Annotated in this window: 26 protein-coding genes; 18 read left to right on the top strand and 8 right to left on the bottom strand. The window is 72.5% G+C overall.

Annotation, left to right across the window (positions count from 1 at the left end; all coding sequences use genetic code 11):
- Nucleotides 1-71: 71 nt before the first annotated feature.
- From TR42_RS08000 to TR42_RS07965, 8 genes are all read left to right on the top strand, one after another.
- Nucleotides 72-1,442 (top strand): ABC transporter substrate-binding protein, encoded by a 1,371-nt coding sequence (locus tag TR42_RS08000; RefSeq protein WP_042214716.1) that lies wholly within the window; start codon nucleotides 72-74, stop codon nucleotides 1,440-1,442.
- The gene (locus TR42_RS07995) at nucleotides 1,442-2,185 is read left to right on the top strand and encodes an ABC transporter ATP-binding protein (protein ID WP_042214715.1); all 744 of its coding nucleotides are present in this window, start codon (nucleotides 1,442-1,444) and stop codon (nucleotides 2,183-2,185) included. The genes TR42_RS08000 and TR42_RS07995 overlap by 1 nt, the downstream gene beginning before the upstream one ends.
- The gene (locus tag TR42_RS07990) at nucleotides 2,182-2,898 is read left to right on the top strand and encodes an ABC transporter ATP-binding protein (RefSeq protein ID WP_042214713.1); all 717 of its coding nucleotides are present in this window, start codon (nucleotides 2,182-2,184) and stop codon (nucleotides 2,896-2,898) included. Before TR42_RS07995 ends, TR42_RS07990 begins: the two co-directional genes overlap by 4 nt.
- Nucleotides 2,892-3,764, top strand: a complete 873-nt coding sequence (locus tag TR42_RS07985; RefSeq protein ID WP_042214712.1) for a branched-chain amino acid ABC transporter permease — start codon at nucleotides 2,892-2,894, stop codon at nucleotides 3,762-3,764. Before TR42_RS07990 ends, TR42_RS07985 begins: the two co-directional genes overlap by 7 nt.
- A complete protein-coding gene (locus TR42_RS07980; protein WP_052405824.1) occupies nucleotides 3,765-4,859 on the top strand; it encodes a branched-chain amino acid ABC transporter permease in 1,095 nt (364 codons plus the stop codon).
- A gap of 2 nt (nucleotides 4,860-4,861) precedes the next feature.
- On the top strand, nucleotides 4,862-6,316 hold the full coding sequence (locus TR42_RS07975) for an aldehyde dehydrogenase family protein (protein ID WP_042214710.1): 1,455 nt from the start codon (nucleotides 4,862-4,864) through the stop codon (nucleotides 6,314-6,316).
- 84 nt (nucleotides 6,317-6,400) lie between these two features.
- Nucleotides 6,401-7,339 carry a helix-turn-helix transcriptional regulator gene (locus TR42_RS07970; RefSeq protein WP_042214709.1) on the top strand — a complete coding sequence of 313 codons (939 nt, stop codon included), beginning with the start codon at nucleotides 6,401-6,403 and terminating at the stop codon, nucleotides 7,337-7,339.
- Between the two features lie 52 nt (nucleotides 7,340-7,391).
- On the top strand, nucleotides 7,392-8,417 hold the full coding sequence (locus tag TR42_RS07965; RefSeq protein ID WP_042214707.1) for an agmatine deiminase family protein: 1,026 nt from the start codon (nucleotides 7,392-7,394) through the stop codon (nucleotides 8,415-8,417).
- 3 nt (nucleotides 8,418-8,420) lie between these two features.
- Here TR42_RS07965 and TR42_RS07960 read toward each other — a convergent pair whose 3' ends face one another.
- The 3 genes from TR42_RS07960 to TR42_RS14290 form a co-directional block, all read right to left on the bottom strand.
- Nucleotides 8,421-9,134, bottom strand: coding sequence for a DUF4386 domain-containing protein (locus TR42_RS07960; protein WP_042214705.1), 714 nt, complete (start codon nucleotides 9,132-9,134; stop codon nucleotides 8,421-8,423).
- 97 nt (nucleotides 9,135-9,231) lie between these two features.
- Nucleotides 9,232-9,651 (bottom strand): VOC family protein, encoded by a 420-nt coding sequence (locus tag TR42_RS07955; RefSeq protein WP_042214704.1) that lies wholly within the window; start codon nucleotides 9,649-9,651, stop codon nucleotides 9,232-9,234.
- Nucleotides 9,652-9,694: 43 nt separating this feature from the next.
- Nucleotides 9,695-10,378 (bottom strand): TetR/AcrR family transcriptional regulator, encoded by a 684-nt coding sequence (locus TR42_RS14290; protein ID WP_052405822.1) that lies wholly within the window; start codon nucleotides 10,376-10,378, stop codon nucleotides 9,695-9,697.
- A 61-nt stretch (nucleotides 10,379-10,439) separates the two neighbouring features.
- Here TR42_RS14290 and TR42_RS07945 point away from each other — a divergent pair, with 61 nt between their 5' ends.
- The 3 genes from TR42_RS07945 to TR42_RS07935 all read left to right on the top strand — a co-directional run bounded on the left by TR42_RS07945 (nucleotide 10,440) and on the right by TR42_RS07935 (nucleotide 14,343).
- Entirely contained in the window at nucleotides 10,440-11,396 is a 957-nt protein-coding gene (locus tag TR42_RS07945) for a carotenoid biosynthesis protein (RefSeq protein ID WP_042214702.1), read from the top strand.
- A 104-nt stretch (nucleotides 11,397-11,500) separates the two neighbouring features.
- Nucleotides 11,501-13,591, top strand: coding sequence for a beta-galactosidase (locus tag TR42_RS07940; RefSeq protein WP_042214700.1), 2,091 nt, complete (start codon nucleotides 11,501-11,503; stop codon nucleotides 13,589-13,591).
- A 77-nt stretch (nucleotides 13,592-13,668) separates the two neighbouring features.
- Nucleotides 13,669-14,343, top strand: a complete 675-nt coding sequence (locus TR42_RS07935) for a TIGR00266 family protein (RefSeq protein ID WP_042214697.1) — start codon at nucleotides 13,669-13,671, stop codon at nucleotides 14,341-14,343.
- A 21-nt stretch (nucleotides 14,344-14,364) separates the two neighbouring features.
- Here TR42_RS07935 and TR42_RS07930 read toward each other — a convergent pair whose 3' ends face one another.
- The 3 genes from TR42_RS07930 to TR42_RS07920 all read right to left on the bottom strand — a co-directional run bounded on the left by TR42_RS07930 (nucleotide 14,365) and on the right by TR42_RS07920 (nucleotide 18,160).
- Nucleotides 14,365-14,703 (bottom strand): DUF4760 domain-containing protein, encoded by a 339-nt coding sequence (locus TR42_RS07930; protein WP_042214696.1) that lies wholly within the window; start codon nucleotides 14,701-14,703, stop codon nucleotides 14,365-14,367.
- A gap of 105 nt (nucleotides 14,704-14,808) precedes the next feature.
- Nucleotides 14,809-17,268, bottom strand: a complete 2,460-nt coding sequence (locus TR42_RS07925) for a lysylphosphatidylglycerol synthase transmembrane domain-containing protein (RefSeq protein ID WP_042214694.1) — start codon at nucleotides 17,266-17,268, stop codon at nucleotides 14,809-14,811.
- Nucleotides 17,269-17,308: 40 nt separating this feature from the next.
- Entirely contained in the window at nucleotides 17,309-18,160 is an 852-nt protein-coding gene (locus tag TR42_RS07920) for a CPBP family intramembrane glutamic endopeptidase (protein WP_081953252.1), read from the bottom strand.
- A gap of 48 nt (nucleotides 18,161-18,208) precedes the next feature.
- Here TR42_RS07920 and TR42_RS07915 point away from each other — a divergent pair, with 48 nt between their 5' ends.
- The 3 genes from TR42_RS07915 (at nucleotide 18,209) to TR42_RS07905 (ending at nucleotide 20,438) form a co-directional block, all read left to right on the top strand.
- A complete protein-coding gene (locus TR42_RS07915) occupies nucleotides 18,209-18,898 on the top strand; it encodes an MOSC domain-containing protein (RefSeq protein ID WP_042214693.1) in 690 nt (229 codons plus the stop codon).
- Nucleotides 18,899-18,990: 92 nt separating this feature from the next.
- On the top strand, nucleotides 18,991-19,536 hold the full coding sequence (locus TR42_RS07910; RefSeq protein WP_042214692.1) for a sigma-70 family RNA polymerase sigma factor: 546 nt from the start codon (nucleotides 18,991-18,993) through the stop codon (nucleotides 19,534-19,536).
- Nucleotides 19,536-20,438: a hypothetical protein gene (locus tag TR42_RS07905; protein ID WP_042214690.1), complete on the top strand. Its 903-nt coding sequence runs from the start codon at nucleotides 19,536-19,538 to the stop codon at nucleotides 20,436-20,438. The genes TR42_RS07910 and TR42_RS07905 overlap by 1 nt, the downstream gene beginning before the upstream one ends.
- 94 nt (nucleotides 20,439-20,532) lie before the next feature.
- Here the strand turns inward: TR42_RS07905 and purB are convergent, their stop codons facing one another.
- Complete coding sequence (gene purB, locus TR42_RS07900; protein ID WP_042214688.1) at nucleotides 20,533-21,951, bottom strand: adenylosuccinate lyase; 1,419 nt, start codon at nucleotides 21,949-21,951, stop codon at nucleotides 20,533-20,535.
- Between the two features lie 125 nt (nucleotides 21,952-22,076).
- On the opposite strand from purB, the gene TR42_RS07895 reads away from it, so the two are divergent.
- Nucleotides 22,077-22,286: a hypothetical protein gene (locus TR42_RS07895; protein ID WP_042214687.1), complete on the top strand. Its 210-nt coding sequence runs from the start codon at nucleotides 22,077-22,079 to the stop codon at nucleotides 22,284-22,286.
- On the top strand, nucleotides 22,283-23,551 hold the full coding sequence (locus TR42_RS07890) for an acyl-CoA synthetase family protein (protein WP_143059002.1): 1,269 nt from the start codon (nucleotides 22,283-22,285) through the stop codon (nucleotides 23,549-23,551). Before TR42_RS07895 ends, TR42_RS07890 begins: the two co-directional genes overlap by 4 nt.
- A gap of 9 nt (nucleotides 23,552-23,560) precedes the next feature.
- Here TR42_RS07890 and TR42_RS07885 read toward each other — a convergent pair whose 3' ends face one another.
- Nucleotides 23,561-23,947 (bottom strand): phage holin family protein, encoded by a 387-nt coding sequence (locus TR42_RS07885; RefSeq protein WP_042214683.1) that lies wholly within the window; start codon nucleotides 23,945-23,947, stop codon nucleotides 23,561-23,563.
- A 38-nt stretch (nucleotides 23,948-23,985) separates the two neighbouring features.
- Between TR42_RS07885 and TR42_RS07880 the strand changes: the two genes are divergently transcribed.
- Entirely contained in the window at nucleotides 23,986-25,083 is a 1,098-nt protein-coding gene (locus tag TR42_RS07880) for a histidinol-phosphate transaminase (RefSeq protein WP_236623400.1), read from the top strand.
- Entirely contained in the window at nucleotides 25,080-26,120 is a 1,041-nt protein-coding gene (locus TR42_RS07875) for a glycosyltransferase family 2 protein (protein WP_236623399.1), read from the top strand. Before TR42_RS07880 ends, TR42_RS07875 begins: the two co-directional genes overlap by 4 nt.
- Nucleotides 26,121-26,126 lie beyond the last annotated feature (6 nt).

The raw sequence follows: 26,126 nt of genomic DNA, 5'->3' as shown, positions 1-26,126 counted from the left end.
CGGGCGGGAACCGTTCCTAATCTGAAGCCGCTCACGACGAGGTGAGCACACGCTGATTGGACGGTCCCCCCATGACGTACCCTGCACCCTTCAGGTCCCTGGCCAGCGGAAGGCGGCGCGCGGTCGTCATCGCGGCATCGGCCTCCGTGGCCTTCGCGCTCGCGGCCTGCACCCCGGCCGGCGTCGACGACGCCGACCCCTCCGACTCGGCGGCCGGAGGCGACGGCGGCTCCGGAGGCGACGGCGCCACCGAGACCATCACCATCGGCTACATCGCGCCGGCGACCGGCACGCTCACCGGCTTCACCGACGGTGACCCGTACATGCTCAGCGTGGTCCGCGAGCAGTTCGCCGACGGCATCACCATCGACGGCACCACCTACGCCGTCGAGATCATCGACCGCGACTCGGGCTCCGACGCCGCGAAGGCGGGCGAGCTCGCACAGGAGCTCATCACCGAGGAGCAGGTGGACCTGCTCATGGCGACGTCGACGCCCGAGACGGTCAACCCCGTGGTCGCGCAGTGCGAGGCGCACGGGACGCCCTGCCTCACGGCCAACGCGCCGTGGCAGGCGGTGGTCTTCGGCGGCGGCTTCGGACCCGACAAGCCGCTCGAGTGGACCCACCACTTCTTCTTCGGCATCGAGGGCTTCGGCGACGTCGACCCGCTCGCCTGGGATCAGGTCGAGACCAACAAGAAGGTCGGCGTGCTGTGGCCCAACGACTCCGACGGCGGCGCGTTCCGCGACCCCGACACCGGCTACACGCCGCTGGTCGAGGCGCACGGCTACACGGTGGTCGACCCGGGCGCGTACGAGAACGGCACCGCCGACTTCACGTCGATCATCCAGACCTTCAAGGACGAGGGCGTCGAGATCATCTCCGGCATCCCGATCCCGCCCGACTTCGTGACCTTCTGGACCCAGGCGGCCCAGCAGGGCTTCGAGCCCAAGGTCGCGACGGTGGGCAAGGCGCTGTTCTTCCCGACCACGGTGCCGTCGATCCCGGACGACCTGGGCGAGGGCCTCGCCTTCGCGACCTGGTGGGGACCCACGTTCCCGTACGAGTCGAGCTTCGACGGCACCACGCCGCAGGAGTGGATCGACGACTTCAGCGCGAGCCCCGAGGGTGAGGGCCTGGTGTGGAACCAGGCGACGCCGCTCAACGGCGCGCTGTTCGAGGTCGCCAAGGTGGGCCTCGAGGCCTCGGGCGACCCGTTCGACAAGGAGGCGCTGGTCGCGGCCTTCGACGACATCAACATGATGACGCTCGGCGGCCAGATCGACTTCACCAGCGGCCCGTTCCCCGGCATCGCCACCATCCCCACGGCGATGGGCCAGTGGGAGAAGACGGACGACGGCGAGTGGGAGTGGGTCGTGGTCGACGCCGGCACCGTGCCGGACCTGCCCGTCGACCGTCCGCTCGAGCTGCTCGAGTGGTGATGTCCCGCGCGGCGGGGGCCGGCGAGGCCCTCCTCGAGGTCGACTCGGTAGCGAAGTCGTACGGCGCGCTCGACGTGCTGACGGCCGTCCACCTGTCGGTCCCCGCCGGGCAGGCGCTGGGCATCGTCGGTCCCAACGGGGCCGGGAAGTCCACCCTGCTGAGCGTCATCAACGGCACCGAGCGCGCCTCGGCCGGGACGGTCCGCTTCGCGGGCCGCGACGTCACGGCGGTCGGGGCCGATGCCCGGGCCCGGGCCGGGATGGGACGCACGTTCCAGATCCCGCGCCCGTTCACCCACCTCACCGTCTTCGAGAACGCGCTCGCGGGCGCGACGGCGGGGGCGGGGCTGCACGGAAGGGCCGCGGACGACCGCGCGCTCGAGGCGCTGGTCCTCGCGGACATGCTCGACGTCGCCAACACCCCCGCGGGGGCGCTGCCGCTGCTCGGGCGCAAGCGGCTCGAGCTGGCCCGGGCGCTCGCGACGGATCCTCAGCTGCTGCTGCTCGACGAGATCGCGGGCGGCCTCACCGAGGCCGAGTGCGACAGCCTGGTGGAGACCATCAGGACCCTGCATGCCAGCGGCGTCACCATCATCTGGATCGAGCACGTGGTCCGCGCGCTGCTCGCGGTGGTCGAGCGCCTCGTGTGCCTCGCCTCCGGGGTGATCGTCGCGGACGGCGAGCCCGACGCGGTGATGCGCAGCGACGAGGTGCAGGCGGTCTACCTGGGAGGCGGGCTGTGACGGCGCTGCTCGCGGCCGAGTCCGTCTCGGCGGGCTACGGCGACTCGCGCGCGGTCGCGGACCTCTCGTTCGAGGTGGCGCCCGGCGAGGTGCTCGCGCTCGTCGGCGCCAACGGCGCCGGCAAGTCGACGCTGCTGCGCGTGCTCGCCGGGGCGCATCGTCCCTCGGTGGGACGCGTCCTGCTGCGCGGCGAGGACGTCACCCACGTGCGCGACTTCGAGCGCAACCGCCTGGGCGTGTGCCTCGTGCCCGAGGGTCGGCGTCTGTTCCCGAGCCTCACGGTGCGCGAGAACCTCGAGGTCGGCGCCGGCTCGCGGCGCGACGGGCGCTGGACCGTCGACACCGTGGTCGACGCGCTGCCGATGCTGGGCGACCTGCTCGGCCGCAACGCGTCGCAGCTGTCCGGCGGCCAGCAGCAGGCCGTCGCGATCGGGCGCGGGCTCATGTCCAACCCCGAGGTGCTGCTGCTCGACGAGGTCTCGCTCGGGCTCGCGCCCATCGTCATCGACGAGCTCTACGCGTCGCTCGCCACGGTGCGCGGCGGCGGGCTCGGCATCGTCCTGGTCGAGCAGGACCTCGAGCGCACCGTCGCCGTCGCCGACCGCCTCGTGTGCATGCTCGAGGGGCATGCGGTCCTCGCGGGGACGCCCGGCGAGCTCTCGCGTCAGGCGATCACCGACGCCTACTTCGGACACGAGGTGGCCTCATGGTGATCGTCAACGCGCTGGTCCAGGGCGTGCTGCTGGGCGGCCTGTTCGCGATGGCCGCGCTCGGGCTGTCGATCGCGTTCGGCATCCTGCGGGTGGTCAACCTCGCGCACGGCGAGATCATGACGGTCGGCGCCTACCTCGCCGCGGTCGCGCTGTCGACGCTCGGCGTGAGCGTGTGGCTGAGCCTCCTCGTCGTGGTGCCGCTGCTCGGCGTGGTCGGGTACTGGGTGCAGCGGCTGCTGCTCCAACGCGCGCTCAGCCTCGGGGAGCTCGCCCCGCTGCTGGTGACCTTCGGGATCGCGATCATCATCCCCAACGCCCTCATCGAGCTCTTCACCACCAACAAGCAGGCGATCCCCACGGGCGACCTCGCGGTCCGCAGCGTGCAGGTCGCGGAGGGCGTGCGCATCGGCGTGCTTCCCCTGCTCACCATGCTCGTCGCGGTGCTGCTCATCGCGGGCACCCAGCAGTTCCTCGCGCGCACCCGGGCCGGCCGCTACATGCGCGCCGCCGCCGACGACTCCGAGACGCTGAGGCTCATGGGCGTCGACCATCGCCGGGTCTACGCCTACGCGATGGGCCTGGCCTTCGCCATCGCGGCGCTCGCGGGCGTGTTCTTCGGGATGCGCCAGGGCGGGGTGACGCCCTTCGACGGCCAGCTGCTGGTGCTCTTCGCCTTCGAGGCCGTCATCATCGGCGGCCTCGGCTCGCTGTGGGGCACGCTCGCCGGCGGCATCGTGCTCGGCGTCGCGCAGACCCTCGCGGGCGTGGTGAGCCCCGAGCTCCCGCTCCTCGTGGGCAACCTCGTCTTCCTCGCGGTGCTGGTGCTCCGCCCGACCGGCATCGTCCGCAGCAAGGTGGTGGTCTAGGTGGAGCCGCTCGTCCCCGGGCAGGTGCGCGTCGACCGGCTGCGTCGCCGCATGATCACCGTGCAGATCATCGGCGCGGGAGTGATCGTCGCGCTCGCGATGGCGCCGTACGTGTTCGAGCCCGCCGTCACCAGCCAATGGATCAAGCTCTTCTACCTCATCACGCTCGCGACGGCGTGGAACCTGCTCGCCGGCTTCGCGGGCATGGTCTCCGTGGGTCAGCAGGCGTACATCGGCCTGGGTGCGTACGGGGTCTTCGTGTTCAACGACCTCGGGCTCGACCCGTACTCGAGCGCGCTGGTCGCGTCGGTCGCGATCGGGGTGATCGCCTTCGCGCTGTCCTTCGTGGCGTTCCGCCTGCGCGGCGGATACTTCGCGATCGGCACGTGGGTGATCGCGGAGGCCGTGCGGCAGATCGTCATCCGCTTCGACTCGCTCGGCGCGGGCCGCGGGCGCGGGATCGAGGACTACACCGCGGACCCCGTGATGAGGAACCTCTTCACGTACTGGCTCGCGCTGGGGATCCTCACCGCGACGCTCATCGGGTCGCTGTTCCTGCTGCGCAGCTGCATGGGCGTCGCACTTCAGAGCATCCGCGACAACGAGCTCGCGGCGCGCGCCCTCGGCGTCGACGTGAGCCGTGCCAAGCGCATCGTCTTCGTGCTCGCCGCGGTGATGGCGGCGCTCGCGGGCTCGGTGATCTGCCTCCAGCAGATCGGAGTGCAGTCGCCGTCGCAGATCTTCTCCGTGAGCTTCTCCGCGTTCATGATCTTCATGGTCCTCATCGGCGGCATCGGGACCCTCGAGGGCCCCATCCTCGGCGCGATCATCTACTACGTCATGGACCTGTGGTTCAGCCAGATGGGGCTCTGGTACCTCGTGGTGCTCGGCGTGCTCGCGATCGCGGTGACGCTGTTCCTCCCGCAGGGCATCTGGGGCGCGCTGCGCGCCCGCTTCGACATCACGCTCTTCCCGGTGGGCCACCGCGTCGTCGCGGTGCCGCACCCCGCCGCCCCCGCGCCCGCGGCCCCGGCCGTGCGCGCCCCCGACCCTCAGAACGACACCACGGCCGCCTCGGCCACGACGGAAGGATGACCATGGGATTCTTCGAGCAGACGACGTGGGAGGGCCGCACCTACCTGGGCGGATGGACCGAGCTGGGGGCCACGGACGATGCGGTGTCGCCGTCGACGGGCGAGCGCCTCGCCTCGTACGCGGTCGCGACCGCGGCCGACGTCGAGACCGCGACCGATCTCGCGGTGAGCGCGCAGCGGACCTGGGCGAGCACCTCGCCCGAGGAGCGGGCCGCGGTGATGCGCCGCGCCGCGGCGATCCTCGAGGAGAACGGGCCCGCGCTGATCCGCTGGCTCCAGGACGAGGTCGGCTCCGCGCCGGGCAAGGCCGCCTTCGAGGTGGGCCTCGTGGCCTCCGAGCTGCACCTGGCCGCGGCCACCGCGCTGGTGCCGTACGGCCAGCTGCTGCGGTCCGGCCGTCCGCGCCTCAGCATGGCGCGCCGCGTCCCCGTGGGCGTGGTGGGCGTGATCTCGCCCTTCAACTTCCCGGCGATCCTCTCGATGCGCTCCGTCGCGCCCGCGCTCGCGCTCGGCAACGCGGTGGTCCTCAAGCCGGACCCCCGCACCACCATCGCGGGCGGGCTGCTGCTCGCGGCGGTGCTCGAGGAGGCCGGGCTGCCGGTCGGCGTGCTCAACGTGGTCCCCGGCGGTGCGGAGGTCGGCGCGGCGCTGGTCGACGAGCCGCGCATCCCCGTGATCTCCTTCACCGGCTCGACGCCGGCGGGCCGGGCCATCGCGGCGCGCGGAGGCGAGCTGCTCAAGCGCGTCCACCTCGAGCTGGGCGGCAACAACGCGCTCGCGGTGCTCGAGGACGCGGACGTCGAGGCCGCGGCCTCGGCCGGCGCCTGGGGCTCGTTCCTCAACCAGGGGCAGATCTGCATGACCACGGGCCGCCACCTGGTGCACGAGAGCCTGTACGAGCGCTACGTCGAGCTCCTCACCGAGAAGGCCGCGCACATCCCCGCGGGCCCGCCGTCGACGGGCGCGCCGCTGGGCCCGATCATCGACGCGGTGCAGCGCGACAAGGTGCACTCCGTGGTGACCCGCAGCGTCGATGCCGGCGCGCGCCTCGCCGTGGGCGGCACCTATGAGGACCTCTTCTACGCGCCGACCGTGCTCGCCGACGTCGACCCCGGTCACGCCGCCTTCGCGGAAGAGATCTTCGGGCCGGTCGCGTCGATCACCCCCTTCTCCACGACCGACGAGCTGGTGCGGCTGGTCAACTCCTCGCCCTACGGGCTGTCGCTCGGCATCCTCACGGGCGACCCGTACGGCGCCTTCGAGCTGGCCGAGCGCATGCCCACCGGCATCGTCCACATCAACGACCAGACGGTCGACGACGAGGCGCAGGCGCCCTTCGGCGGCATCGGCCACTCGGGCACCGGTGCCCGCTTCGGCGGGCACGAGGCGAACATCGAGGCCTTCACCGACACCCAGTGGGTCACGATGCAGGGACGCATCGCCGAGTACCCGTTCTAACGACTCGGTCACATTGTGGCCAAGATTGTTGACAATGCCTGAGGGTCGCCTTAGTTTGCGAAGCATCAGCGCAAGGAGGCGGTGATGGTGGTTCTCGCGGCAGCGAGCGCGGACGCGTGGCAGGACGTCGTCAGCCGCTGCTTCATCCCGATCAACTGCGGCGCGTTCGAGCCCGGATTCCGGGGCCGGATGGACCAGCTCGAGCTCGACGACAGCATCTCGATCTCGTGCGTCGCCACGGACGGCCACACGGTCGACCGATCCGAACGCCTCGCGGCGCGTGCCGAGGGAGACGCGCTGCACCTCTCGCTTCAGCTGGCCTCGCGCGGCACGGTCCGGCAGGGGAGGCGGATGGTCTCGGTCCGTCCCGGGACGGCGTCGATGTACGCGACGGACTCGCCGTACTACCTCGACTACTCCGAGCCTGGTCAGCGTCAGCTCATCGTGCAGGTGTCGCGGGCCGCGCTCGACGCCCCGCGCGCGGCCCTCCACGACGGGCTGGGGCGCCTCACGGTGCCGGCGAGCGATGCGACGCGGGTGTTCTTCACGTATGCGCTCGACACGCATCGGCGCGGAGGTCTCGCGGACGGGGCGACGCCGGCGGCGGAGGTGGTGAAGGACCTCGCGGCGACGATGATCAGGGCCTCCGCGGAGGGCGCCCGCGTGCTGCCCCGCACCCGCGGAGGGCTGCGGCGAGCCATCGAGGACTTCGTGTCGGTGAACCTGCCGCGCGTGCGGGTCGACGACATCGCCGCGGAGTTCTTCATCTCGCGCCGCACGGTCTATCACGTGTTCGAGGACGTGGGCACGACGCCGAGCGACTACCTGCGGCGACAGCGGCTCGAGCTGGCCGCGCGGCGGCTGGTCGACCCCGAGCTGTCCGGCGTCGCGATCGCGGACATCGCGGCGAGCGCCGGCTTCGAGGATCCGACCACCTTCACGCGCGCCTTCCGACGCGAGCACGGCGTCACGCCGCGCGATTGGCGCGCGTCCGGCGCGGCCGGGGTGAGCGCGGCGTCCTAGCGGCGGCACTACTCTGAGCGGCATCCCCGGCGCCGGGGCGAAAGGAGCCCCCATGCCCTGGACGATGCCTGCCGAGACCGAGCCGCACACGCGCACGTGGATGGCGTGGCCCAGCGCGGATTACACGCTCGGCGATCGTGCCGAGGAGGCCTGGGTGACGTGGGCCGCCGTCGCCAACGCGATCGTCGCCTTCGAGCCGGTCACGATGATCGTCGCGCCCGAGCACCGCGAGGTGGCGTCCCGGTACCTCGCGCCCGAGGTCGACCTGGTCGAGGGTGCGGTCGACGACGGCTGGTACCGCGACTCCGGGCCGACCTTCGTGCTCGGCGAGTCCGGGCTCGGGGCCGTCAACTGGGTCTTCAACGGCTGGGGCGGCCAGGACTGGGCGAGCTGGGAGAACGATGCGGTCGCGAGCCTCATCGCGACCGAGGCCGCCGGCGCGGCGCGCATCGACTCGGCGATGGTGAACGAGGGCGGCGGCATCCACACCGACGGCGAGGGCACGTTCCTCGTGACCCGCACCGTGCAGCTCGACCCCGGCCGCAACCCCGAACTCACCGAGGCGGACGTCGAGGCCGAGCTGGTGCGCACCCTCGGCGCGCGCCGGGTGATCTGGCTGCCGCGCGGCCTCACGCGCGACTCCGAGCGCTTCGGCACGCGCGGCCACGTCGACATCGTCGCGACCTTCCCGAGCCCCGGGACGGTGCTGCTCCACGACCAGCAGGATCCCGAGCACCCCGACTTCCAGGTGTGCCAGGAGCTCCGGGCGTCGCTCGCCGGCGTCACGGACGCCGAGGGGCGCGAGCTCGAGATCGTGTCGCTGCCCGCGCCGACGGTGCTGCGCGACGACGAGGGCTGGGTCGACTACAGCTACGTCAACCACCTGGTCTGCAACGGCGCGGTCATCGGCTGCGCCTTCGACGACCCGAACGACGAGGTCGCACGGGAGGTGCTCGCCACCGCGTATCCGGGCCGCGAGATCGTGATGGTCGATGCGCGCCCGCTGTTCGCGCGCGGCGGCGGCATCCACTGCATCACGCAGCAGCAGCCGGCCGTGCCCGGCGCGAGCGTCGCCTAGGGCTCAGGCGGGCTCGACCTGCCGCTCCGCCCTCGAGAAGCCGCGCGCGATGAGCCACACGGCGAGCACGATCTCCTGAAGCGCGAGCGGCATCTGCAGGCCGACCGCGGTGCTCGACAGCACGTCGAGGACGTCGAGCAGCCCGAGGATCGCGACGAGCGCGTACGGGATCGCTCCGATGAGGCCCCACCACGCCAGCAATCGCGGGACCAGGCGGCCGCGGATGAGCAGCACGTAGAACATCGTCGCCCCGCACACGAAGACGAGGCTCTGAAGGATGCCGCCGGTCTCTCCGGCGGTGAAGAGCACGTTGCCCGCGTCACCCTGCGCGGCGCCGTCGGCCGCGAGCCGGAACAGCGCGAGCCACGTCATCGCGGTGACGACGTACCAGGTCCCCTCGAGGGCGCCGCGGAAGACCACGAAGCCCACCGCGAGCCGCTCGCTCACGCGCCGCAGCACCGGGAAGGCGACGACGGGGATGAGCGCGAGCGCGAGCCCCATGAGGAGGACCAGGAGCGCGCCGACGGCGAGCCCGGCGCCGGCCTCGTCCGCGCTCGCGAGGTAGTCGGGCCCCTCGAGCCCTCCGCCGGTCGCGGCGAGGCTGCCCGTGCCCGCCGCTGTGCCGACCAGGTACAGCAGCCCGACGAGCGTGGCGGTGGCGCGGTCGGACAACCCGACGTGCGCGTCGATGGACGGTGCTGGTGCGTGCGTGGTCATCGCGCTCTCCCTTGCGGTCGCGCGGCGCGCCCGGCCGGGTCCGATGGACGCCGTTCCCTCCTCCCATCGTGCGCCCGTCGGGCCGCGATCGCACGGGCTACTCGATGACCGTGCGCCCGTCCTCGGTGATGGTGAAGCCGTCGTTGACCGCGATCTCGATGTAGTTGCCCCACGGATCGCGGACGTAGCCGCTGTAGCCGCCCCAGAACACCTCGACCGGAGCCTTGGCGACCTCGCCGCCGGCGGCCTCCCACCGGGCGACCGCCGCATCGGCCTCCTCGCGCGTGGTGGTGTTGATCGCGAAGCCGCCGTACGGCGGCGCGTCGAAGCCGAGGCCCTCGGCGGCCCAGCCGGCGCGGTCCCACAGCGCCATGACGAAGCCGTTGAAGCGGTAGAAGGCGAGGTCGTCGCCGAAGCGCTTCGCCGGCTCCCAGCCGAGGGCGCGCGCGTAGAAGTCGACGGCGGCGGGGACGTCGTCGACCAGGAGGCTCATCATGGAGACGCGTTGGAGGTCCATGAGCCGACTGTAGGTCGGGGTTCCGACAGGCGCCTCGTTCAGCTCATGCGGATCGGGTCGCCTCGCGATCGCGCTCCAGCCCCGCGATCACCAGGTCGAGCGAGAACCGGAGCTGCTCGCGCGGGCTCCACGCCTCGGAGAAGACGCGCACGAACGTGGGGAAGCGGTCGGCGGCGCCGGCGCTCACCGCCGAGAGGTCGCCCTCGAGGGGGCGAGCACCGCCCGCGGGCGCCTCGAGCGTGTAGCGCGCCGCCGCGTAGACCACCTCGGACAGCAGCGCGAGCGTGCGCCCGGCGATCGCGTCGGAGAAGCCCGCGCTCGTGAGCGCCGCGAGCAGCTGCTCGGACGGTCCGAGGAAGCCGGTCCGGGGTGCGCGGGTGATGGCCAGCGCGGTCGGTCCGCAGGCGACGAGCGCGTCGAGCATGCCCTCGGAGGCCGCGACGATCGCGGCCTTCCAGTCGTCCGCGGGTACCTCGAGACCAGCGAGCCTCTCGGCCAGCTCGCGCTCGACCACGAGGGCGAGCAGGTCCTCGCGGCCGCCGACGCGATACGTGACCGCGTTGCGCGCGACGCCGAGCGCCTCGGCCACGGACGTGATCGACAGCGCCTCGGGGTCGATCTCCCTCGCCGCGGCGACGATGCGCTCGAGGCTGAGCTTCGGGGGCCTGCCCGTGCGCGGGCGGCCGCCATCGTCTGGGCCGTCGGTCACGGGCGCACGCGTGGTCATGCCGCTAGGCTATCTTTTTGTCGCCCGCCAAAAACTCTTCGACGCACGTGAAGGACGTCTCATGATCTTCGGCACCCCCGTCTCCTGGTTCCTCTTCGAGGTCCTCTCCGTCGCGGTCTTCTTCGCGAGCCTCATCCATGCCACGCGTCGCCCCGCGGCCACCCGGCACGTCCTCACGCTGCTCGGCTTCGTCACCTTCGCGGCGATCTTCGAGAACATCGGCGTCTGGCAGCACGTCTACGACTACTCCACCGACCGGATCATGATGATCGGAAGGGTGCCGCTCAGCATCCTGCTGGTCGAGGCCGTGGGCGTGTACTGCGCGCTGTGGCTCGCGACGCACCTGCGCCTGCCGTGGTGGGTCGCGCCGTTCCTCGCGGGCCTGGTCGGCTCGGTGCAGGACATGACCATCGACCCGTCGAACGTCTTCGACGTCCACACCATCGACGGCGTCGCCTCTGGCCAGTGGAACTGGACGATGACCTACGACGGCGGCTTCTTCGGGATCCCGGTCTTCAACTTCTCCGGCTGGTTCACGATGATCCTGTACTACTGCTTCGCGGTCGCGCTGATCCAGCGCCTGGCGGAGCGCAAGGACATCGGCTGGCTCAAGACCGGCGGACCGCTCATCGCGATCCTCCCGGCGCTGATCGTGCTCGTGTCGCCGATCAACCTGTTCCTGCTCTACGGCTGGCCGCTCGCCGCGCAGGGAACCCTGGTCGCCGAGAGCATCATGCTGGTGCTCAACCTCAGCGTCGCGACGTTCCTGGTGCTGCGCTACGCGAAGCTCGACCGTCCGCTCGACCTCAAGCGCGACTGGATCGTCTTCGCCATCCCGGTGGTGCTGCACGTGTGGGACATCGTGCTCGCCTTCGCCGCGCAGATCGAGATCGCGTACGTGCCCTCGGTGGTCATCGGCGCGATCCACATCGCGGCGCTCGCCTTCGTGGTGCGCGCCGGGCTCCGGGCGCGCGCTGCGCTGGAGCCTGCGGAGTCGGAGAAGCTGCTCGTCGTCTGACGAGGCACCGGCACGGGTGCCGCGCGGCCCGCGCGCCGGCGTAGCAGGATGTGGGGCGGGCCTTCGCGAAGGCCCGCCCTGCATGCCGACACCTGGGAGCCTCCGTGACGACGCCTTCCGACCTCGATGCCCGCCTCCTCTTCGGGGCCGCGTTCTACGACGAGTACCGCGTCACCGGGAGCCTCGACCGCGACCTCGACCTCATGGCGCAGGCGGGCTTCTCGGTGATCCGGGTCGGCGAGTCCGTGTGGTCCACCTGGGAGCCGGAGCCGGGCCGCTTCGCGCTCGACTGGCTCGAGCCGGTGCTCGACGGCGCCCGCGCGCGGGGCATCGACGTGGTGCTCGGCACGCCCACCTACGCCGTCCCGCAGTGGCTCCAGCGCCTGCATCCGGAGATCGCGGCCGAGCACGCCACGGGTCGGCGGGTGCCCTGGGGAGGGCGTCAGGAGATCGACTACACCCACCCGGCCTTCCGCGAGCATGCCGAGCGGATCTGCCGCAAGGTCGTCGCGCGCTACGCCGACCACCCGGCGGTCATCGGCTTCCAGGTCGACAACGAGCCCGGGCTGCACGTGCTCCACAACCGCACCGCCTTCGAGGGCTTCGTCGCGTATCTGCGCGAGCGCTACGGCACCGTCGAGGAGCTCAACCGCGCCTGGGGACTCGTGTACTGGTCGCACCTCCTGAGGGATTGGGAGGACCTGTGGCTCCCGGACGGCAACTCGTTCCCGCAGTACGACCTCGAATGGCGCCGCTACCAGGCGTTCGTGGTGAACGACTTCATCGCGTGGGAGGCGGACATCGTCCGCGAGCATGCGCGCCCCGAGCAGTGGGTGACCACGTGCATCTCGTACGAGCGGCCCGCGATCGAGGACGTCGGCCTGGCCCGCGGCCTCGACGTCACCTCGGGCAACGCCTACTACAAGATGCAGGAGGCGCTCCGGATCGGCGTCGAGGTGCCGCGGCCCGAGATCTGGTGGACGTCGGGCGTGTGGGGGCTGTTCGGCCAGGGCGACCGCATGTTCTCCTCGGCGCAGGCGCCGTTCCTGGTGACGGAGACCAACGCGCAGTCGATCGGCCAGTCGCACTGGGAGAACCATGCCCCCTATCCCGGGCAGATCGCGCTCGCCGCCTTCGCGCTGATCTCGCGCGGCGCGCGGATGATCGAGTACTGGCAGTGGCAGACCCTGCACGCGGGCATCGAGACGTACTGGGGCGGCGTCCTGCCGCACAGCGGCGAGCCGGGCCGCATCTATCGCGAGGTCGCCGCGCTCGGCGCGCGCATCCGTGAGATCGAGCCGGACCTCGCCGGCTACGAGCCCGACTCCGATGTCGCGTTCGTGTACTCGACCGACACCAAGCGCGCCTTCGAGTTCTACCCGCCCCTCGCGGACGCCGAGGGCGGACCCGACCGGAACTCGTATCTGCGCATCTTCGACGCGTTCTACCGGAGCGCGTTCGAGCGCGGTCTCCAGTCCCGCATCGTCCACATGACCCAGCTGGCGGACCTCGAGCCCGCGACGCTGGTCGCGCTCCACCCCGTGCTGGTGGTGCCGAGCCTCTACGTCGCGGACGATGCGGACCTCGCGCTTCTGGTCGAGTACGCCCGCGCGGGCGGACACCTGGTGGTGGGGATCCGCACCGGGTACGGCGACGAGCTCGCCCGTGCGCGGGCCGAGGTCGCGCCCGGTCCGCTCGCCGAGGCGGCCGGCATCCGCTACGAGGAGTACGCGTCGCTCGACGCGCCGGTGCGCGTGGCCGGCGCGGGCGGGGACGATGCCGGGGCGGGCACCGCCTGGGCGGACCTGCTCGAGCTCGACGGAGCCGAGGCGCTGCTCACGTACGGTTCGGGCATCTACGCGGGGCAGCCCGCGGTGACGACGCACGCCTTCGGCGAGGGTCGGGTCACCTACGTGGGCACCGTGCCGGACCGGGCGCTCGCGGCCGAGGTCCTCGGGCGGGCGTGCCCCTCCGGCGTGTCCGCCGATTGGGAGGCCGATGTGACGGTGACGGTCGCGTCGGGCACCACGGCGACGGCGCGGGTGTGGTTCGTGTCGAACTGGTCGCCGGACCCGGCCGGGTTCACCGTGCCGCGGGAGATGACGCGGGGCGGCGATGCCGTCGGCGCCCGGGCCCGGGTGGATCTGGCGGCGTGGACCTGCACGGTCCTGGTCGAGCCGCTCGACGGGCAGTAGCCGACGGCTCGCCAGCCGGTAGCGCGTCCGCGCCGGCTGCGCCAAGGTAGGAGCAGGATCCACCAGGGAGAATGCGCATGGACGTCACGATCAACGCCGGGCCCGCCTTCGCGATGGGCACCATCACGGTCCCGCCGGGAGGTTCCGTCCGTGTCGAGGCCGGCGCGATGGCGATGACGCGGGGAGACATCAGCATCGAGACCTCGACGCGCGGCGGCTTCATGAGCGGCCTCAAGCGGTCGCTGGGAGGCGAGAGCTTCTTCGTCAACGACTTCCATTCGGGGTCCGGCGGCCAGGTGGGCGTGGCCGCGACGCTGCCGGGCGACATGGCCGAGGTGACGCTCGACGGCTCGGGTGCGCTGCTGGTGCAGTCGGGCTCGTGGATCGCCTCGGACCCGTCGATCCAGGTCGACTCCAAGTGGGGCGGCGGAAAGTCGTTCTTCTCGGGCGAGGGGCTCATCCTGCTGCGCTGCACCGGCGCGGGCGAGCTGCTGCTGGCCTCCTACGGCGCGATCCAGGCCTTCGAGCTGGCGCCCGGCGAGACGCTCACGCTCGACACCGGCCACGTGGTCGCCTTCGACGACTCGGTGCAGTTCTCGGTGCGCAAGGCCGGCAGCTGGAAGTCGACGCTGCTGGGCGGCGAGGGGCTCGTCACCGACTTCACGGGCCCGGGCCGGGTGTGGCTCCAGACGCGCTCGAGCAACGACCTCATCGAGTGGATCAAGAAGGTCAACCCCCAGCGGAACAACTAGCGGCGGGACGCTCGGGGAGGATCAGCCGACGTCGTTCCTCGCCAGCGCCTCGAAGTTCTCCCACAGCGCGGGGACGCCGTACTTCTCTCGCGCGCGCAACGCCGCCGGTCCGACGCGGTCCCACACGAGCCCGACCGCCCACAGGTCGTAGACGAGCCCGGCGTCGAGCAGGCCCTGCTTGACGAAGGTGCCGATCGTCTCGCCCATCATGAGCATCACGAACACGTGCCGGTCGTGAGAGTCCGCCGCCGCCGCGTCGAAGTCGGGGGACATCATGAACCGCGAGGCCTCCATGCCTCCCGAGGCGGTGTGCCACTGCAGCAGCTCCATCATGAGGGTCGCATCGTCGTGGGTGGGCATGGGAACCTCCGCGTCTTCGCGGGTGAACAGGGACGATGCTCACATTCCTCGCACCGGATGAGGTTGTCAACGAGCGGCTGGTGAACGCGGCCCGTACGCCAGCGCCTACAGCTCGCCCTTGCGCTCCAGGAACTTCATCGCCACGTACCCGAGCGGGATCCGCAGCCAGTAGGTGAGCAGGCGGTAGACCAGCGCGACGGAGAAGGCCACCGAACCGGGCACGCCCACCGACACCAGACCGGCGGTCAGCGCGGCCTCGACCGCACCCACACCGCCGGGGGTCGGGACCGCGGTGCCGACCGCGTTCGAGACGAAGAACAGCACCGCGACGTCGATGATCGCCATCTCCTGGCCGAAGGCCAGCAGCGACGACTGGAACGCGCCCACGAAGCCGATGGTGAGGATGAGGTTGCCGGCGAGGCCCAGCGCGAGGCGCACGGGCTGGCCGAGCACCTGCGTGAGGCGCGGCCAGGTCTGCCTCAGCGGCGGCAGCACGCGCTTGGCGGCCCACGCGCGGACGCGCGGCACCAGCATCGTCGCCCCGAGCACCGCGACCACCACGGCGAAGGCGACCACCACGGCCGTCGACGGCAGGGCGGCGAGGGCTCCCTTCGACCCGGAGGCGAGGGTCAGCGCCACGAGCCCCAGCACCGTCACCACCACGGCGCTCACCTGTACGAGCGCGACGGTCGCCACCGCGAGCGGCGTGGCGACCTTGCGCTTGGTGAGCAGGCGCAGGTTGAGCGCGGCGGGACCCACGCCCGCGGGCACGGCCACGGAGATGTAGGCCGCCGCGACCTGGGTGAGCAGCACGCGGCTGAACGGCACCTTGATCGGGCTGAAGGCCGCGAGCGACAGCGCCGCGCCCACGAACGTCAGGAGCGCCCATGCGAAGCCCGCGAGCAGGTACCAGGGGTTGGCCTGCTGGACCGCATCCACGAAGTCCTGCGTGTTGAAGCTCAGCAGCACCACCGCGACCACGAGCCCCAGCAGGATCGTGATGACGGTCCGCCAGCCGAAGCGGGTGATGTTCTCGCTGGCCACCTCGGCGTCGGGGGAGCGGGTGAGGATCTCCTCGCGCACGGCCTCGAGCACCTTCTCGTGGGCGCTTGCCTTGACCGCGGTGCGGGTGACGGGCGGGAGCACGATGCTCTGCAGCAGCGGTGCCGCCTGCTCGACGGGCTCGGCCCCGAGCGCGCGGAAGGCCGAGTCCACGGCGCGGTCCGGCCCCACCAGGGCCGCGGTCATCGCGAGCACCTGCGCGACGTCGATGCGCTGCGCGAGGGGGCTGGTCGCCGCCTCGCCCAGCTCCCACGACGTCAGCCAGACGGTGGGCTCCACCTCGGCCTCATCGGTCCCGACCAGCACGGTGTCCGCGTCGAGGTGACGATGCGAGATGCCGGCGCGGTGCGCGCGGCCCACCTCCGCCCAGACGGCGTCGAGCAGCGCGTCCGAGATCTCCTCGGCGGGCACGAGCGACAGCGGCTGCGTGGCGGGCGGGCGCTGGTAGACCAGCAGCATCGTGTCGCGGATCTGACCCATGCCGAGGACCCGGCCGGTGCGCACGCCGGCGACCCGCGCCGCGTGCGAGACGAGCGCGGTGGCCTCGGCGGTCTGCCGCAGCGAGACGTCCGCGCGGGTGTCGATGCCCCGCAGCCGCAGCGATGACCACAGCTTGGACGCGAAGCCGGCGGCCTGCTGGTCGCCGTCCATCGCGACCACGAGCAGGTGGTGGTTCTCGGCGGTGGTCATCGCGTAGACACGGCCCTGACGCGTGCGGGCGAGGGCGTCGGTGACGGCGTCGAGCTCGGGGTGGTCCTCACCCGAGCCCATGTCGGCGCGCACGAGCGCCCGCGGGTGGAAGCCCGCGCGCTCGAGCCCCTCGACCAGCGTCTCGCCGTAGGCGCGGTCGGCGGTCGACCCGAGCCAGTAGCGCAGCGCGAGGCCGGCGAGGCGACCGAGCAGCACCGTGATGAGCGCGGCGGGGATGGTCACCACGCCGAAGATCGCGGCGATCGCGAGGCCCAGCCACAGGATGTTCCACGACAGCCCGATGCTGCGGCGGGCCGAGCGGCGTCCGGCGGCGGTGAGCAGCGCCGAGATCGCGGCGACGTACGCGGGGAGCTGGAGCGTGTCGTAGGTCCGCGGGGTGAGGCTCGAGGCGAGCTCCTCGGTCGCGAAGGTGATGAGCAGGAACGCGGCGATGAGCGTGAAGATCACCGCGAGCACGCTCGCGGCGAGCGACTCGATGAGGCGTCGCGGCTCGCGGCGGACCAGGAGGTCGATCACCATGATCGCCGGGATGATGATCGCGAGGATCGCCGTGAAGAGGTTGACCGGCGCCACCAGGAGACGCTGGAGGAACGGCGAGATCGACGCGATGTCCTGCGTGAGCCCCTCGGTGGTGCTGAGCAGGAACTCGCCGATGAGCAGCGTCACCGCGAGGCCGACCACGGTCGCGATGATCCCGACGACGTCGGTGAAGCGCCGGACCCGCGTCTCCGGCTCGTCGACGATGCGGACGGTCGGCGCATCGACGCTCGACTCGTTCACCCCCGCGGCCATGGCGCGAGTCTACGGCCGACGCCGGGCGCGTCCAGGGACTTCAGGCGACCCCCAGGGAGACCAGCCACTCGTGCGGCACCACCTCGGGACCGATGAACGCGACCGCGTCGAGCGTCCAGTGCGCGAGCACCAGCGGTGCGAGGCGCCCGCGCCGCACGTAGACGTAGCCGAACACCAGCCCCATCACCACGTTCCCGAGCGCCATGGGCCAGCCCTGGTACAGGTGGTAGGCGCCGCGCAGCAGGGCGGCGAGCACGATGGCGGTCCAGGGCGAGCGGCCGAGGTCGCGCAGGCGCGTGAGCACGAAGCCGACCACCACGAACTCCTCGAGCACGCCGGCGGCGGCCGCCGAGAGCAGCAGGATGGTCGCGGACCACCACATGTCCGGCAGGCCAGAGGTGTCGACCGTGACGGTCTGACCGAGCGCGCGCGAGATCGCGTACAGCGCCAGCCCCGGCAGGCCGATGCAGGCCGCGAGGATCACGCCCCAGCCCATGTCCCGCCACCAGATCCGCGCCGGGCCCACGAGGCCGAGCCGCGCGCGCCACGAGGCGCCGTGCTGGCTCAGCAGATAGAGCGCGAGGGCGACCGGCACGAGCGCGAAGCCGATGCTGAGCAGCTGCCGGATGAGGTCGATCCAGTCGATGCTCGACCGGCTCGGGTTGAGGGTGGTGGTCTGGCCGGAGATCGGCGTGGTGTCGACGTAGCGCTCGATCAGACGGATCGCCGCGTAGACCGCGGTCTGGCCGAGCGACAGGCCGAGAACGATCCACACCTCGGCGCGCATCCGCCGCGGGCTGGGCAGGGTCACGGGCGCGGCGCCGCACGCATCGGCCGGGGGAGCGGCGCCAGGCGTCGCGGGGGCGTCATCGGTGCGGGGCGCGGTGTCCATCGTCACGACACTCTAACGAGCGGGGGTTCCCGCGCCTACGCTGGCCGCATGCGCATCGTCTCCCTCCACCGGTTCCCCGTGAAGGCGATGGCGGGCGAGTCCCCGGCCGCGGTGGAGATCGACGCACGAGGGCTGGCGGGGGATCGCGCGCTCGCGGTCGTGGACGCCGGCGGGCTGTACGCGGCGGGCAAGCGCGGCTCGCGATGGCGCCAGTTCGAGGGCGTGTTCGGATACGCGGCGGCGCTCGCGGACGATGCCGTGGCGGTCTCGCGCGACGGGCGCACGTGGGTCGCCGGGTCGCCCGCGCTCGATGAGGAGCTCAGCGACGTCCTCGGCGAGCCGATGCGGGTGCTGCCGGAGGAGCCGGGCGCGCGCCCGCACTTCGACTCCTCGCCGGTGTCGCTCGTGGGCACCGCGACGCTCGACTGGTGCCGCGCGGAGCTCGGCGCGGACGCGGATCCGCGGCGCCTTCGCGTCAACATCGTGATCGAGACCGACGAGCCCTTCGTGGAGGAGTCCTGGATCGGCTCGACCGTGGCGGTCGGCGGGGCGACGCTCGAGATCACCAAGCGCAACGAGCGCTGCCGGGTGATCGATCAGCCGCAGAACGGGGTCGCGGCTTCCACGCGGTGGCTCAAGCCGCTCGGGGACCGCCGCGACGCGTGCGTCGCCGTCTACGGGCGCGTGCTCGCGCCGGGTCGCGTGGCGGTCGGCGACGCCGTCGTGCACCACGCGTAGTCGCCCCGACGTCGAGTTCGGCGATCGGACCCAACGATTCCCCAGCCAGGTGCCGTTATGGCACCGTAGGGCGACGAGCGGGAGGGGGATCCGTGGCGCGATGGGAGCCGGTGCTCGACCAGGTGATGCGCGAGCGTGCGCCACGCCTGCTCGCGTACGCACGCCTGCTCACCGGTGACTCCGCCGAGGCCGAGGACGTGCTCCAGGACGCGCTCGTCCGCTCGTTCTCCCGTGGGCGGCGCTTCCCCGACGCGGATCGTGCCGAGGCGTACGTGCGCCGCGCCATCCCGAGCGTCTTCATCGACCGGTTGCGCTCGCGGCGCTCCCGCGAGGCCGCGCAGGAGAGGCTGGCACGAGCCGCCGAGCAGGTGGATCGCGAGCCCGACGCCGCCGCGGCGCTCGACGTGCGGGCCGCTCTGGCGACGCTGCCCCCGCGCGAGCGCGCGTGCATCGTCCTGCGGTTCTACGACGACCTCACGGTGCCCCAGATCGCGCACGAGCTGCGGCTCGCCGAGGGCACCGTGAAGCGCTACCTCTCGGACGCCTCGGCTCGGCTCGCCGAGGTGCTGCGCACCGAGGTCTCGTGGGAGCCGGTCGAGACCGTGCCCGTCGGGGCGAGCGCGAGAGGGGGACGATGATGAGCGGGCTCGAGAGCATGCTGACCGCCGCGGTCGACGAGGAGGCGGGCGCCGCGAGCGACTTCGCGGAGCGTCGTGGCGCGGCCGTCGCCGCCGGCGTGCGCAGGCGACGGCGGGCCCGCTCGGCCGTCCTCGGCGGCTCGGCTGCCGCCGCGGGTGCCCTGGTACTCGGGGTCGCGCAGCTGGCCGCGCCGCGCGAGCCCGTGCCCGCGGCCTCGCTCTCGTGCGTGCCCGCGGAGGCGTCGACTCTCGATTTCGCGTGGGCCGAGGAGATGAGCGGCGGTCCGCTCTTCTCGTTCCGGACTCAGGACGTCTTCGCGGAGCTGTGGGACGACTCGCTCACCCTCGACGTCGGCTTCGGGGACGTCGACGAGACGCTCACCTTCGCGGTCGAGGACCGTGCGCTCGTCGGCGTCGAGACCGACGCGGACGGCCGCGCCGAGGTGGAGCTCGCCTCGGGCGAGACGCTCGGCCTCGGGTTCGTCTGGACGGACGAGCGGATCAGGATCGAGATCGAGACGCCCGAGGGCGGGTGGTCGAGCGGCGAGAGCTACTCCGACCCGCAGATGACGCGGCCCTCGGATCCCGTGTACTGGCTCGTCGACCTGGACGCGCTGCTGAGCGACGACGACGAGCCGGCCGAGCGGACGTGGACGCTCATCGACACGTGGACGGTCGAGCCGGCGCTCGAGATGACGGGAGCTCCGGGCGACGAGCTGGAGGTGCGCTTCCCGGACGGCAGCACGGAGACGGTCTCCGCGGGCGCGGACGGCGTCGCGGCGTTCGAGTGGCTCGGCGTCACCACGGTGAGCATCGCCGCGGACGGCTCGACGGCGAGGGGCGACGACGTCACGGCGCCGCTCGACGCGATCGTCTCCGGCCCCCTCATCTGCGACGAGTGACGCAGCCGGTGCGCCGCCGTCATGTCTCCCCGTGGGACATGAGTGCCCAGAAACGCTCGGAACCGGCCCTCATGTACCACGGGGACGCGGCGGGTCAGGCGAGGTAGTCGTCGACCAGCTTCTCGGCGAGACCCACGTAGGTGCCGGGGGTGAGCGCCGCGAGCCGCGCCGAGGTCTCCGCGGGCAGCCCGAGGCCGCCCACGAACGTCCGGATGGCCTCCGCGTCGATCGAGTGTCCGCGCGTGAGCTCCTTGAGCCGCTCGTACGGGTCCTCCATGCCCTCGACGCCGGCGACGGCGGCGGCGCGCATGGCCGACTGGATCGGCTCCGCGAGCACCTCCCACGAGGCGTCGAGGTCCGCGGCGAGCGCCGCCTCGTTCACCGAGAGGGTGCCCAGGCCGCGGCGCACGTTGTCGATCGCGAGCAGCGAGTGGCCGAACGCGACGCCGATGTTGCGCTGCGAGCTCGAGTCGGTGAGGTCGCGCTGGAGGCGCGAGGTCACGAGAGTCGCGCCGAGCGTGTCGAACAGCGCGGCCGAGATCTCGAGGTTCGCCTCGGCGTTCTCGAAGCGGATGGGGTTGATCTTGTGCGGCATCGCCGACGAGCCGATCGAGCCCTTGGTGGTCGCCTGCGCGAAGTAGCCGAGCGAGACGTAGGTCCACACGTCGGTCGCGAGGTTGTGCAGGATGCGGCCGAAGCGCGCGACGTCCGCGTAGAGCTCGGCCTGCCAGTCGTGCGACTCGATCTGCGTGGTGAGCGGGTTCCAGGTGAGGCCCAGGCCCTCGACGAACGTGCGCGACACCTCGATCCAGTCGGTGCCGGGCGCCGCGGCGGTGTGGGCGCCGAAGGTGCCGGTCGCGCCGTTGATCTTGCCCAGGTGCTCCTGCGCCTCGACGCGGCGCACCTGGCGGCCCAGGCGGTGCGCGAGCACCGCGAACTCCTTGCCCAGCGTGGTGGGCGTGGCCGTCTGGCCGTGCGTGCGCGACAGCATCGGGATCGCCTTCGCCTCGCGGCCCATGTCCGCGACCTGCGCGACCAGGGCCGAGGCGGCGGGCAGCCACACGTCCTCGACGGCGCCCTTGATCATGAGCGCGTACGAGAGGTTGTTGATGTCCTCCGACGTGCACGCGAAGTGCACCAGCTCGCGCAGCGGGTCGAGCGACGTGCCCTCGATCCGGCGCTTGATGTAGTACTCGACCGCCTTGACGTCGTGAACGGTGATGCGCTCGATGTCGGCGTGCTCCGCGATGCCGGCGGCGCCGAAGCCCGCGGGGATCGCCCGGAGGAGGTCGATCTCCTCGTCGGTGAGCGGACGCGCGCCGGGCACGGCGTCGGAGGCGCACAGGTGGATGAACCACTCGACCTCGACGTGGAGGCGCATGCGGTTGAGCGCGGGCTCCGAGAGGTGGTCGACCAGGCCCGCGACCGCGCCGCGGTAGCGGCCGTCCAGGGGTCCGAGGGCGATGGAGGGCTCAAGGTCGGCGAGGGAGGTCCAGTCGTTCACGCCGCACATTCTTCCACGCACGGGCGTCGCCGGCTCCGGCGGCGCTGTCCCCGGGCGGGTGGACGATGCGCGGCGTCCCCAGGCGCCGCATCGTCCCGGGGTGCGCGGGCGGGGAGCGCGCCTAGCGTCGCCGCATGGATGACGTCACCGCGCTGATCGCGCGAGCCCGGCTCTCGATCGACATCGCGCATGCGCGGCTCATCGCGGCGAGGCGCGCGGAGTGGCAGGGGATCCACGGCGAGCGGTACCGCGGGCAGCTGTCCGATGCCGCCTGGCGCGTCACCGCGCTCAGCGGCACGCTTCAGGAGGCGACCTCGGCCCCCGCATGGCAGGCGGCGCCGTGAGCGAGCCCGCGTGGACCATGGGCGGGCGCGGCGGCACGGTCGCGGTGCTCGCCGACCTCGAGATCGCCGAGGGTGCGCTGCGCGAGGCGGCGGACGAGCTCGATCTTGCGGGGCGCGCGCTCGCGACCGCGTCGCTGCTGGGCGCGCCGGCCGGCGCGAGCCTCCAGCCCTCCGCGGTGGCGTGCACGCGCGAGGCCGATGCGCTGCGCGACCTCGCGATGCTGCTCGCCACGGCGGTCGAGGCGTACCGGGCCGCGGAGGCGGAGGCGCATCACGGCGTGAGCACCTTCTCGTACGGCCTCGACATCGTGGGCGACTCCCTGGGGACCGCCTGGCGGGTCCTCCGCGAGACGGTCACCGGCGGCGTTGTCGGCCTCGTCGGCGCGCTGCCCGAGATGCCGACCACGGGCTCGGTCAACCGCGCCACGGTCAGCGCGAAGCTCGGCGCGATGGAGGAGCGCTACGACGCCCTGGTCGACGACCTCCTCATGGCGGTCCGCGGCGCGGAGCATCTGCTCGAGCCCGAGTTCGCCGGCGCGCGCCCCGCCACCCTGATCCCCACCACCACGGCGCCCGCCTCGGTCGAGGAGCTCTTGGGCAGGCTCACGTGGCTCGAGGGGATCAGGGACGGCTCGGTGGCGGTGGAGACGCTGGAGGGCGCGGACGGGCCGCGGCACATCGTCTACATCCCGAGCACGCAGGACTGGGGGCTGCTCGGCGGCAACCCCGCCGACCTCGAGGCCGACCTCGCCGCGGTGCGCGGCGGATGGAGCGACGCCGCGGCGTCCGTGGTCGACGCGCTGCGCGGCGCGGGCGTCCGCGCGGACGAGCCCGTCATGCTCGTCGGGCACAGCCAGGGCGGCATGATCGCGAGCGTGGTCGCCTCGGCGCTCGGGGGCGCCTTCCGGATCACGCAGGTGGTGACCGCGGGGTCGCCCACCGGGCGGATCGCGATCCCGAGCTCCACGGAGGCGCTGCACCTCGAGAACCTGCGCGACCTCGTGCCCGGGCTCGACGGACGCGCCAACGACCCGAGCCCGAACCGCACGACGGTGACGCACGACCGGCGCCACAGCCTGCAGGACGATGCGCCCGACGCCTCGCACACCGTGCTCCAGGCGCACGGGCTGCCCGGCTACCGGCAGACCGCGAGGCTGGTCGACGAGGGCCTCACGCCGTCGACGGAGGCGTGGCTCGACGGCGCGGCCCCGATGCTCGTGGGCGGGCGCTCGACCATCCGGACGTTCCGCCCGGTCACCGGGTGACGCGAGGGGTCAGCGACGCGCGCCGGGGATCACCGCGGACAGGATCGACGTGATGATGCTGATGAGCAGCGCCGCGCCCAGCGTGGACCAGAAGCCGCCGATGGTGAGCTCCGCCCACGGCACCAGCGTGGTGAGCCACGCGGTCACCCACAGCATGAACCAGAACACCACGAGGGAGAACAGGCCCAGCGTGAGGATCTTGATGGGCAGCGCGAGCGCGTCGACGATCGGCTTGAGGATGAGGTTCGCGGCGGCCATCACGGCGCCCACGAGCAGGAAGACGCCGATGCGCGCCCACGGGCCCGCGTCCCCTCCGGAGACCTCGACATCGAGGGGCAGGAACGTGACCAGCCAGACGGCGACGGCGGTGACCGCGGACAGGAGGACGAAGCGCATGGCCGTCATTGTTCCATGAGGGTGCGATCCTGTTACCCATGCCCGACGCGCACATGACAGACCTGCCCGCCGCCCGCCCCGCCATCGCGGCGCTTCCGCCCTACGTGCCCGGCGCCCGCGGCACCGCCGACGCGGCCCCGCCCGTGAAGCTCTCCTCCAACGAGAGCCCCGACGCGCCGCTGCCGTCGGTGATCGAGGCGCTCGAGGGCGCCGCGCGCGGCATCAACCGCTACCCCGACATGGGTGCATCCGAGGTCACGGCGCGCATCGCGCGCGAGGTGGGCCGCGAGCCCGCCGAGGTGGTCGTCGGCGCCGGCTCGGTCGCGGTGCTCGCGCACATCCTGCAGGCGTACACGGGTCCCGGGGACGAGGTCATGTTCGCCTGGCGCAGCTTCGAGGCCTACCCGATCCTCACGCGCATCGCGGGCGCGGAGCCCGTCATGGTGCCGCTCACGTCCGACGCGCGCCACGACCTCGGCGCGATGGCGGCCGCGGTGACCTCGCGCACGCGCGTCGTCATGCTGTGCTCGCCCAACAACCCCACCGGTCCGACGCTGTCGCAGGCCGAGCTCGACTCGTTCATGGCGTCGGTGCCGTCGCGTGTGCTCGTGGTCCTCGACGAGGCCTACCTCGAGTACGTGCGCGCCGAGGACGTCGCGGACGGTCCCGCGTCGCTCGACCGGTACCCCAACCTCATGCTGCTGCGTACCTTCTCCAAGGCCTACGGCCTCGCGGGCCTGCGCGTGGGCTATGCGGTGGGTCCCGAGGCGCTCGTCGCGCCCGTCCGCGCCTGCGTGACCCCGTTCTCCGTGTCCGGCCCCGCGCAGCTCGCCGCGATCACGTCGCTCGACGCCCGCGACGAGCTCGAGGAGCGCGCCGCGCACATCGTCGCCGAGCGCGACCGCGTGGTCGCGGCGCTCCTCGCCGCCGGCTGGGACGTGCCCGACGCGCAGGGCAACTTCGTGTGGCTCGCCGTCGGCGACGCGACCGCGGACCTCGCCGCACACCTCGGCGGCGCGGACCCGGCCGTGCTCGTGCGCCCGTTCGTGGGCGAGGGCGTGCGCGTCACCATCGGCGCCCCCGCGGAGAACGACGCGTTCCTCGCGCGCCTCGCGACGTGGCCGGGCCGCGCGTGACACCCGCATCCTCCGCGGGCGCGCCGCTGCGCGCGTCCTTCGTCATGCCCGTGCTGAACGAGGAGGACTACGTCGCGACCGCGGTCGCGAGCGTCCTCGCGCAGGACGGGCTCGACGAGCGCGAGCTCCTGCTGGTCCTCGGCGCCTCCACGGATCGCACGGACCAGGTGGTCGCCGGCCTCGCGGCCGCGCACCCCGAGATCCGCGTGCTGCACAACCCGCGCAACGCGATCTCGATGTCGATGAACATCGGCATCACCGAGGCTCGCTTCCCCGTGGTGATCCGCGTCGACGCGCACTCGGTGCTGCCCGAGGGCTACGCCGTCACGGCGCTGCGCTCGCTGCGCGCGGCCGGTGCGGTCAACCTGGGCGGTCGCATGCACGCCGAGGGCGTCACTCCCTACGAGCAGGCGGTCGCGTGGGGCTACAACTCGCCGGGCGGCCTGGGCGGAGCGGTCTATCACACGGGCGGCGAGGCCGGCCCGGCCGAGTCGGCGTACCTGGGAGTCTTCGACCGCGCCGCGGTGCTCGGCATCGGCGGCTTCGACGAGACTCTGTCGCGCGGCGAGGACTGGGACCTCAACCGCCGGCTCATCGCGCGCGGGGGCCTCGTGTGGTTCGAGCCGGCGCTCGACGTGGTCTACCGCCCGCGCTCCTCGGTGCAGGCGCTCGCGAAGCAGTTCCACGCCTCGGGCCGCTGGCGCGGGGAGATCATCCGCCGGCTCAAGGGCCGCGTCCCTCTGCGGTACTTCGTGCCTCCGGTGCTCGTCGCGGCGCTCGCGTTCGGGCTGCTCGCGCTGCTCGTCGGCGGCCTGGTGCCCGGTGCCGTCGGGGTCGCGCTGCGCGTCCTCGGTGCGCTCCCGTACCTCGTCTACGGCGCGTGGGTGCTGCTGACCGCGCTGCGCGCATCCGTGCCCGGCGGGGTGCGCTGGAGGCTGCTCGGCGTGCTTCCCACCATGCACCTCTCTTGGGGTGTCGGATGCGTCTTGGGTATCCTCATGCCGAGCAGGGGGCACAACGCCTTCGCAGGACGTTGAGGCTTC

The organism is Demequina mangrovi (assembly GCF_000759715.1).
Taxonomy (GTDB): domain Bacteria; phylum Actinomycetota; class Actinomycetes; order Actinomycetales; family Demequinaceae; genus Demequina; species Demequina mangrovi.
This window is presented reverse-complemented; position numbering and strand designations above follow the sequence as displayed.